The sequence below is a fragment of the Pseudomonas sp. 39004 genome, assembly GCF_028682155.1.
GTDB lineage: Bacteria > Pseudomonadota > Gammaproteobacteria > Pseudomonadales > Pseudomonadaceae > Aquipseudomonas > Aquipseudomonas capeferrum.
This window is the reverse complement of sequence record NZ_JANIAG010000209.1, coordinates 1-8,203: the sequence shown is the minus strand read 5'-3', so window position 1 is coordinate 8,203 and position 8,203 is coordinate 1. Positions and strand designations below refer to the sequence as shown.

The 8,203-nt window shown below is 63.3% G+C and carries 9 protein-coding genes; 5 read left to right on the top strand and 4 right to left on the bottom strand.

Annotated features, from left to right (window positions below; all coding sequences use genetic code 11):
• The coding region (locus tag NP534_RS23970; RefSeq protein ID WP_274100349.1) for a hypothetical protein at nucleotides 1-268 on the top strand (268 nt) is incomplete at its 5' end.
• A gap of 12 nt (nucleotides 269-280) precedes the next feature.
• Here the strand turns inward: NP534_RS23970 and NP534_RS23965 are convergent.
• The 3 genes from NP534_RS23965 to NP534_RS23955 all read right to left on the bottom strand — a co-directional run bounded on the left by NP534_RS23965 (nucleotide 281) and on the right by NP534_RS23955 (nucleotide 2,563).
• A complete protein-coding gene (locus NP534_RS23965; protein WP_033697465.1) occupies nucleotides 281-1,180 on the bottom strand; it encodes a hydroxymethylglutaryl-CoA lyase in 900 nt (299 codons plus the stop codon).
• Nucleotides 1,181-1,200: 20 nt separating this feature from the next.
• Nucleotides 1,201-1,599, bottom strand: a complete 399-nt coding sequence (locus NP534_RS23960; RefSeq protein ID WP_027593543.1) for a MerR family transcriptional regulator — start codon at nucleotides 1,597-1,599, stop codon at nucleotides 1,201-1,203.
• Nucleotides 1,600-1,684: 85 nt separating this feature from the next.
• On the bottom strand, nucleotides 1,685-2,563 hold the full coding sequence (locus NP534_RS23955) for a helix-turn-helix domain-containing protein (protein WP_033697466.1): 879 nt from the start codon (nucleotides 2,561-2,563) through the stop codon (nucleotides 1,685-1,687).
• 171 nt (nucleotides 2,564-2,734) lie between these two features.
• On the opposite strand from NP534_RS23955, the gene pobA reads away from it, so the two are divergent.
• Nucleotides 2,735-3,922, top strand: coding sequence for a 4-hydroxybenzoate 3-monooxygenase (gene pobA / locus NP534_RS23950; protein ID WP_274100348.1), 1,188 nt, complete (start codon nucleotides 2,735-2,737; stop codon nucleotides 3,920-3,922).
• Between the two features lie 37 nt (nucleotides 3,923-3,959).
• Here pobA and NP534_RS23945 read toward each other — a convergent pair whose 3' ends face one another.
• Nucleotides 3,960-4,610, bottom strand: a complete 651-nt coding sequence (locus NP534_RS23945) for an ankyrin repeat domain-containing protein (protein ID WP_274100347.1) — start codon at nucleotides 4,608-4,610, stop codon at nucleotides 3,960-3,962.
• A gap of 116 nt (nucleotides 4,611-4,726) precedes the next feature.
• On the opposite strand from NP534_RS23945, the gene ggt reads away from it, so the two are divergent.
• The 3 genes from ggt to sodC all read left to right on the top strand — a co-directional run bounded on the left by ggt (nucleotide 4,727) and on the right by sodC (nucleotide 8,111).
• Entirely contained in the window at nucleotides 4,727-6,517 is a 1,791-nt protein-coding gene (ggt, locus tag NP534_RS23940; RefSeq protein ID WP_274100346.1) for a gamma-glutamyltransferase, read from the top strand.
• Nucleotides 6,518-6,587: 70 nt separating this feature from the next.
• Nucleotides 6,588-7,469, top strand: coding sequence for a LysR substrate-binding domain-containing protein (locus NP534_RS23935; RefSeq protein WP_033697476.1), 882 nt, complete (start codon nucleotides 6,588-6,590; stop codon nucleotides 7,467-7,469).
• A 126-nt stretch (nucleotides 7,470-7,595) separates the two neighbouring features.
• Nucleotides 7,596-8,111 carry a superoxide dismutase [Cu-Zn] SodC gene (gene sodC, locus NP534_RS23930; RefSeq protein ID WP_274100345.1) on the top strand — a complete coding sequence of 172 codons (516 nt, stop codon included), beginning with the start codon at nucleotides 7,596-7,598 and terminating at the stop codon, nucleotides 8,109-8,111.
• The last annotated feature ends 92 nt before the right edge of the window (nucleotides 8,112-8,203 follow it).

Sequence of the window (8,203 nt, the reverse complement as noted above, 5' to 3'; positions counted from 1 at the left end):
AAAAAAATCTGCTTGCTACGCCTCTGCCGTGTTGTTCTTGTTATGTCAGAGCCGTTACCTGTTGTTTTTATTGGGTGTGTCGTTTTTCTTGTTCTTGTACCAAAGATATAGCAGGGCTCGTGCCAACTTTTACAAACCCTTTAAAATCAATCACTTAAGCGTTTATGGCAAAAACGCCGGACCTGAAATTTTGTCGATTTGTTTCCCTGTTACCCGATTTTTTGCTGTGAAACGTGGGGGAGGTAACACTCCACCCACATTCATGTGACACCCGTATGACTTACTGTGCGCTACGTGCCCGCGCCACCCGCGAGCCGTTGGCCCGGCCAAGCACCTGGCTGATGCGTTGCCCCGCAGCAATCAGGCGGTCCAGGTCGATGCCGGTCTCGATGCCCAGCCCCTGGAGCAGGTACAGCACGTCTTCGGTGGCGATGTTACCGGTGGCGCCTTTGGCATAGGGGCACCCCCCCAAGCCCGCTACCGAGCTGTCGAACACGCTGATGCCTTCAAGCAGGCTGGCATACACATTGGCCAAGGCCTGGCCGTAGGTGTCGTGGAAGTGCCCGGCCAGCTGCTGGCGGGGCACCTGGGCCGAGACGATGTCGAACAGCCGACGGGTATCACCGGCGGTACCGGTACCGATGGTGTCACCCAGCGACACCTCATAGCAGCCCATTTCATGCAGGGCTCGAGCGACCGGGGCAACCTGTTCGGCGCTGACCGTGCCTTCATAGGGGCAGCCCAGCACGCAGGAGACATAGCCACGCACGCGCACGCCGTGGTTGCGCGCGGCTTCCATGATCGGCTCGAAGCGTTTGAGGCTGTCGCTGATCGAACAGTTGATGTTGCGCTGCGAGAAGGCCTCGGACGCTGCGGCGAACACCGCCACCTCCTTTACCCCTGCCGCCAAGGCATCTTCGAAACCCCGCAGGTTGGGGGCCAGGGCTGCGTAGGTGACACCGGGCTTTTGCTGGATTGCGGCGAAGACTTCGGCGGAGCCGGCCATCTGCGGTACCCACTTGGGCGAGACAAAGCTGCCGACTTCGATGTAGGCCAGGCCCGCCTCGGTGAGGTCGTCCACCAGGCGTACCTTGTCGGCGACGCTGATGGGCTGGGCTTCGTTTTGCAGGCCGTCGCGGGGGCCGACTTCGACCAGACGGACTTCTTTGGGCAAGGGCATGGCGGGTTTCCTGTGGCGGGTCAACGGTTGTCTTTATTGTTCAAGGTTGCGGCGAGGGCTTGTTCACAGCGCTCCTGGGCGGTGTCGAGTTCGAGCTGCATCTGGTGGATGTCGAGCATCTGCTGTTCCAGCTGGGCGCGTCGTTCGGCGATTTTCACCAGCATGCTGTTGAGCTGCTTGAGATTGCCGCTGGTGGGGTCGTACAGCTCGATCAGCTCGCGGCATTCGGCGAGGGAAAAGCCGATGCGCTTGCCGCGCAGGATGAGTTTCAGGCTGACCTTGTCACGTGCCGAATAGATGCGTTCCAGGCCGCGCCGCTCTGGGCTCAGCAAGCCCTGTTCCTCGTAGAAGCGGATGGCGCGGGTGGTGATGTCCAGCTCGCGGGACAGGTCGGAGATGCTGTAGGTCTGAAGGCTCATGCTGGGGCTCGGCGTGGAGTATGCAGGTATCCTGAATGCAGGTTGACGTATACGTCAAGCAGGGCTTGAAGGCGTGTGAGGGTTTCTAATCTGGCACGCCTGTGCGCCGATACGCATTGGGTGTCTGCCCGCTTAGCCGCTTGAAGAACCGCGCAAAGTACGTCGGGTCGGTGAACCCCAGGGTATCCGACAACTGCCCGATGCTCATGCGGGTATAGAGGAGGTTGCGGCGCGCCTCCAGCAGCAGGCGCTGATGCACCACCTGCAAGGCGGTCTGCCCGCTCAATGCGCGGCACAGCTGGTTCAGCTGCAGGCTCGAGACGTTCAGCCGCGCAGCAAAATCCTCCACGGACAGGTGCTCGCGGTAATGGGCCTCGACCAGGCGCAGGTATTGCCCGAGCAATTGCCGGTCACGTTCGTCACGGTTGCGTGGCGTCTGCCCCAGTTGCTGCTGGCGGCTGATCCACACCATCAATGCTGTGACCAGCGCCTGCAGCATCGTCGCCCGGGCCGGGGCATTGCCCTGGTACTCCTGCTGCAAGGTGTCGATCAGGCTGCGCAAACGCTGGCGGTCCTTGCCCAGCGCATAGCACGCCGGCGCGGCAAGCATGCCCAGCGGCGCGCCCAGTTGCTGCTCAAGGCCCGCCACCAGCGCGGTGCCGAAGGTCAGCACATGCCCTTGGATGTCGGCACTGAAGCGAAAGCCGTGCACGGTCAATGGCGGTACTACTTGGATCGAGGCTTGGCTGATCGCGCGGCGAACCCCTTCGATCTCCACCTCGGCCTGGCCACGTTGCACATACAACAGCTGGAACAGCTCGGCGTGCTGGTGCGGTTTGATTTCCCAGTGGTGCAGGCGGCTGCGTGCCGGGATCGACTCGCAGTGCAGCAGGTCGGTGCCGGGCCACGCCTGGTTTTCGCCATACAGCTGGAACAACGGAATGCCGGGGAGGGTGGATTTCATGCGGGGATGCCTGTCCGTTAATCGAACGTTTTTTGTGAAAGTGCAGGTTTTGCATGGAATAGCACACTTAAACGGCTGCCGTTGCCCGTAAAAATGCAGATGCAAACCCTAACAGCAGATGCCCGGCCACTGCCAGTCCAGGCCGGCATCGCCCGACTAGAGACAACAACAATGAAAACTCAGGTTGCAATTATCGGTGCAGGTCCGTCTGGCCTGCTGCTCGGCCAATTGCTGCACAATGCCGGTATCGAGACCGTCATCGTCGAACGCCAGACCCCTGAATACGTGCTTGGGCGCATCCGTGCCGGGGTGCTTGAGCAAGGCACCGTCGACCTGTTGCGTGAGGCCGGTGTGGCGGCGCGCATGGACCGTGAAGGCCTGGTGCATGAAGGGGTCGAGCTGCTGGTCGGCGGGCGTCGCCAGCGGCTGGACCTCAAGGCCCTGACCGGCGGCAAGACAGTGATGGTCTACGGCCAGACCGAGGTCACCCGTGACCTGATGCAGGCGCGTGAAGCCAGTGGGGCACCGATCATCTACGCGGCGAACAATGTGCAGCCGCATGAGCTCAAAGGCGAGCGACCGTACCTGACGTTCGAGAAGGACGGCCAGGCCCACCGCCTGGAATGTGACTACATCGCCGGTTGCGATGGTTTCCACGGGGTTTCCCGGCAGAGCATTCCCGAGGGCGTGCTCAAGCAGTACGAGCGGGTCTATCCGTTTGGCTGGCTTGGCTTGCTGTCCGATACGCCCCCGGTCAATCACGAACTGATCTATGCCCACCACGAGCGGGGTTTCGCGCTGTGCAGCCAACGCTCGCAGACGCGCAGCCGCTATTACCTGCAAGTGCCGCTGGACGATAAGGTCGAAGCCTGGTCCGACGAGCGTTTCTGGGACGAACTCAAGGCCCGTTTGCCCGCCGAGGTGGCGGCTGACCTAGTCACTGGCCCAGCCCTGGAAAAAAGCATCGCGCCGCTGCGTAGCCTGGTGGTCGAACCGATGCAGTACGGCCACCTGTTCCTGGTAGGTGACGCTGCGCACATCGTCCCACCCACCGGCGCCAAAGGTTTGAACCTGGCAGCTTCGGACGTCAACTACCTCTACCGCATCCTGGTCAAGGTGTACGGCGAAGGGCGTACCGACCTGCTTCAGCAATATTCGCCGCTGGCCCTGCGTCGGGTATGGAAGGGCGAGCGTTTCAGCTGGTTCATGACCCAGCTGCTGCATGACTTCGGCAGCCACAAGGATGCCTGGGACCAGAAGATGCAGGAGGCAGACCGCGAGTACTTCCTGAACTCCCCGGCGGGGCTGTTGAACATTGCCGAGAACTATGTGGGGCTGCCGTACGAAGCAGTAGTCTGACCGGCCATTGCCCAAACGAATTGTGCCTGCCTCGAAATTAGCGGGTCAGTAGCGCCTCCATCTCCCGGTATCCCCGCTGGCGCGCATGCTCCAGCGCGGTAACCCCGTCCTTGTCGGCAATCTGCCGATCCGCCCCCGCAGCCAGCAGCCGGCGCACAATCTCCACATGCCGCGGCCCGCCATCCCCCAGGATCACTGCCTCCATAAGCGCGGTCCAGTGCAGCCGGTTCAGGTGGTTCACGTCCACCCCGGCGTCTATCAGCATCTGCACGGTCTCGACGTGCCCACGCTCCGCCGCAGGGATCAACGCAGTTCCCCCGTATCGGTTGGTGCTCCGGAGGTCGGCACCGTGGCTCAGGGTCAGCCGCAGGATGCCGTTCAGGCCCCGGGCGCCGGCATACAGATAAGGGCTGTCATCAATATTGTCTTTGGCGTTCACGTCGGCACCGGCCTCGATCAGCGCTTGGGCCGCCGCAACCTGGTTGCCGTGAGTGGCCACCAGCAGGGCAGTGCGCCCTTGCTCATCACGGCTTTCCAGTCGGGCACCTTGTGTCAGCAACTGTTGCAAGGTGCGCACGTCATCGTGACTGGCAGCGTTGTGCAGGCGTTTGTCCATGGTGGTGTTCTCGGCGTGGGCGGCAAGGCTGGTGAACAGGGCGAACAGCATGGTCGCGAGTGGTATACGCATGGGATGGGCTCCTTGGTGACCTGTCTGCATCCTAGAAAAATCACACCAGGTCTTGAAGTTAAGTTTGCGCATGACCGACAGTGGTCTGCTGAATAGACAAGGCAGGAAGCAAAACGATGAAGTTCTCCACACCGCTGATGAGCGCGCTGTGCCTGGCGGTCGCGAGTGGGTGGGCCTGTGCCGACCAGGTGATGCCCGCACCACCCGAGCTGGCGTCCGGCTATCGCACTGGCCTGCAGCCGGTGCACGCCAACCGGCATATGGCCGCCGCCGCCAACCCGCTGGCCACCGAAGCGGGGCGGGCGATGCTGCGTGCCGGCGGCAGCGCCATCGACGCGGCCATCGCCATGCAAATGGTGCTGACCCTGGTCGAGCCGCAATCCAGCGGCATCGGTGGTGGGGCTTTTATCCTGTACTGGGACGGCAAGCGCGTGCAGGCTTTCGACGGCCGGGAGACTGCCCCGGCGCAGGTAACGGAAAAACTGTTCTTGCAAGCCGATGGTTCACCGATGCCGTTCAAGGCGGCGCAGATCGGCGGGCGCTCAGTGGGTGTGCCCGGGGTACTGCGCGCGCTGAAACTGGCTCACGAGCAGCACGGCAAGCTGCCTTGGCAGCAACTCTTTGCACCGGCCATTGCGCTGGCACGTAACGGTTTCCCAGTTTCCGAACGCCTTCACACCCTGGTGGCGGGCGACCCGTATATTGCCCGTTCACCCTCCATGGCCCGCTACTTCCTGGATGAAAAGGGCAAGCCGCTGCCGGTGGGCACGACGCTGCGCAACCCCGAGCTTGCGCAAACCTTCGAGCAGATTGCCGCGCACGGTCCCCGGGCGTTCTATACCGGTGAAATCGCCGGGGCCATCGTGGCCAAGGTGCGCAGCCATGCCAATGCCGGTTACCTGTCGTTGCAGGATCTTGAGCAGTACCGCGCCAAGGAGCGCGAGCCGGTGTGCGGCCCCTACAAGGCCTGGCGTATCTGCGGCATGCCGCCGCCATCGTCGGGTGGGGTGACGGTGTTGCAGACGCTGGGCGTGCTTGAAGCCGTGCAGCGCGCCACGCCACAACGCGACCTGGCAGCATTGCGGCCGCTGGCGAACGCGTCCCCGGCAGGCCTGGAGGCATCGCCGCTGGCCGTGCACCTGATCGCCGAGGCCGAGCGCCTGGCCTATGCCGACCGCGCTCAGTACCTGGCCGACAGCGATTACGTGCCGGTCCCGGTCAGGGGCCTGATCGACGCCACCTATCTGGCCAGCCGAGCAGCGCTGATCGGCGAGTACAGCATGAAGCGCGCGCGCCCAGGCACCCCGCAGGGCGCGGACCTGGCCCTGGCCCCTGACCGTTCGCCGCTGCGCATTTCCACCTCGCATCTTTCTGCGGTGGACGACAGTGGGCAGGCCTTGGCGATGACCACGTCGGTGGAGGCCGCGTTCGGCGCGCACCTGATGGTCAAGGGCTTCCTGTTGAACAACCACCTGACCGACTTTTCCTTCCTGCCGCAGGAGCATGGCAAGCCGGTGGCGAACAGGGTCGAACCGGGCAAGCGGCCCTTGTCGGCCATGGCGCCGACCCTGGTGTTTTCACGTACCTCGGGGGAGCTGGTGGCCAGCCTCGGTTCGCCCGGCGGGTCGCAAATCATTGGCTACGTGAGCAAAGCCCTGGTCGGCTTGCTGGACTGGCGGCTCGACCCGCAGCAGGCCAGCAGCCTGCCCAACTTCGGCAGCCGCAATGCCGCTACCGAGGTGGAAGCACAGTTGACCAGCCCGGCGCTGATCCGCCAACTGGCGGCCTGGGGGCACGAGGTCACGCCCATGACCATGACCAGTGGCATGCAGATTATCCAGCGCGACACCAACGGTTGGTCAGGCGGCGCCGACCCGCGGCGCGAAGGCGTGGCGCTCGGCGATTGACGGCGCGCGTTGCGGGGCATCAGGTAGCGTGGTAGAAGTCACTCTTGTTATTTAGAAGTTGAATATCAAGATGTCTATCAGCGTGAAATCGAATAGAGCCCTGTTCGACCTCGACCTGCTGCGCGCCATTGTCGTGGTGGCCGATTGCGGCAGTTTCACCACCGCCGCCGCGCGGCTGCATTCGACCCAATCCACCATCAGCCAGAAGGTGCGGCGCCTCGAAGAAATGGTCGGCCACCGTCTGCTGGTACGCGGCAACCGTGATGTGCTGCCGACCGACGCCGGGCAGACCTTGCTCGGCTATGCCCGCCATATGCTGGCCTTGAACGACCAGATGCTCGAAGCGTTGGCCGGGGCGATGGTGGGTGTCACGGTGCGCCTGGGCGTGCCCGAGGACTTCGTCGGTGGGCGCACCACCAATGCCTTGTCGGCGTTCAGCCGCCTGCACCCCCAGGTCAAACTGGAGGTTACCAGCGGGCTGTGCCGCGACCTCAGCCAGGCCTATGACAATGGCGAGCTTGACCTGGTGCTGCTCAAACAGCGGCGTAACAGCCGCGAAGGGGTGGCGTGCTGGCCAGAGCGCCTGCAGTGGATAGACAGTGCACGCATGCCGTCTTTCGAGCTCGACCCGATTCCGTTGGTGACCTTTCCGCCGCGCGGTTTGTACCGCGACGACATGATCACCGCCATCGAAGGCATGGGCCGGCGCTGGCGAATCAGCTTTACCAGTTCCAGCCTCAGCGGCATCCAGGCTGCGGTAGCCGATGGCATGGGTATCAGCCTGCTGCCACCTCGGGCGGCAACGCGTGAACACCAGGTACTGGGGGGCGAACAAGGTCTGCCCGAGGTCGACAGTTACGAGATCGTCATCGTGCACCGGCCCACGGCGGACGTGATGGTCAAGGCATTGGCCGAGGTCATGACGCAGTTGCTGGCTGGCGGCGGGATCTAGAGCCCGGTGCAGGCTCGTGCAGGTAAAGTGTTTCAGGCTATGGCCGAATGGAATGCTTGAGGGGCTGTGCAGTCCCACTTGTTATCCGGGTACGACACCCATCATCCCACGCCATGGAGAAACAACATGAAAGCAGCGCTTTTCGTTGCATTGCTGGCCAGCGCAGGCCTCGCCCAGGCCGCCGAGAAGGTGGAGCTCAAGCTGGCAGGCCCCGACGGCCCAGGCAAGTCGATAGGCACCATCAGCATCGAACAGAACAAGTACGGCGCGCTATTGACCCCTGATCTCAAGGACCTGCCGCCTGGCGTGCACGGCTTCCACTTGCATCAGAATGCGTCGTGCGCACCCACCGAGGAAAACGGCAAACCTGTGCCTGCAGGTGGCGCGGGCGGCCACTGGGACCCGGATTCGACCCAGGCGCACAAGGGCCCGTTCGATGACAGCGGCCACCGTGGCGACCTGCCGGCGTTGTACGTCGGTGCCGACGGCAAGGCCACCTACCCCGTACTTGCGCCCCGCCTCAAGGCCGAGGACTTCAAAGGCCATGCGCTGATGGTGCATGCCGGTGGCGACAACCACAGCGACCACCCCGAAAAACTGGGTGGTGGCGGTGCACGCGTGGCGTGTGGGGTTGTGCAGTAACAGGTGTTCGCCACAGCATTTTCAGCGCCTGTGAGATCGAGCGCCGCCCGCGCGGCGCTCGATATCCGCCCCCCTGAAGAAACCAAGACAGG

Bases quoted from the DNA above. Each gene is read 5' to 3' on its own strand.
- NP534_RS23945 (WP_274100347.1), bottom strand. From the start codon at position 4,610: ATGCGTATACCACTCGCGACCATGCTGTTCGCCCTGTTCACCAGCCTT.
- NP534_RS23960 (WP_027593543.1), bottom strand. From the start codon at position 1,599: ATGAGCCTTCAGACCTACAGCATCTCCGACCTGTCCCGCGAGCTGGAC.
- pobA (WP_274100348.1), top strand. From the start codon at position 2,735: ATGAAAACTCAGGTTGCAATTATCGGTGCAGGTCCGTCTGGCCTGCTG.
- NP534_RS23965 (WP_033697465.1), bottom strand. From the start codon at position 1,180: ATGCCCTTGCCCAAAGAAGTCCGTCTGGTCGAAGTCGGCCCCCGCGAC.
- NP534_RS23935 (WP_033697476.1), top strand. From the start codon at position 6,588: ATGTCTATCAGCGTGAAATCGAATAGAGCCCTGTTCGACCTCGACCTG.
- NP534_RS23955 (WP_033697466.1), bottom strand. From the start codon at position 2,563: ATGAAATCCACCCTCCCCGGCATTCCGTTGTTCCAGCTGTATGGCGAA.
- ggt (WP_274100346.1), top strand. From the start codon at position 4,727: ATGAAGTTCTCCACACCGCTGATGAGCGCGCTGTGCCTGGCGGTCGCG.
- sodC (WP_274100345.1), top strand. From the start codon at position 7,596: ATGAAAGCAGCGCTTTTCGTTGCATTGCTGGCCAGCGCAGGCCTCGCC.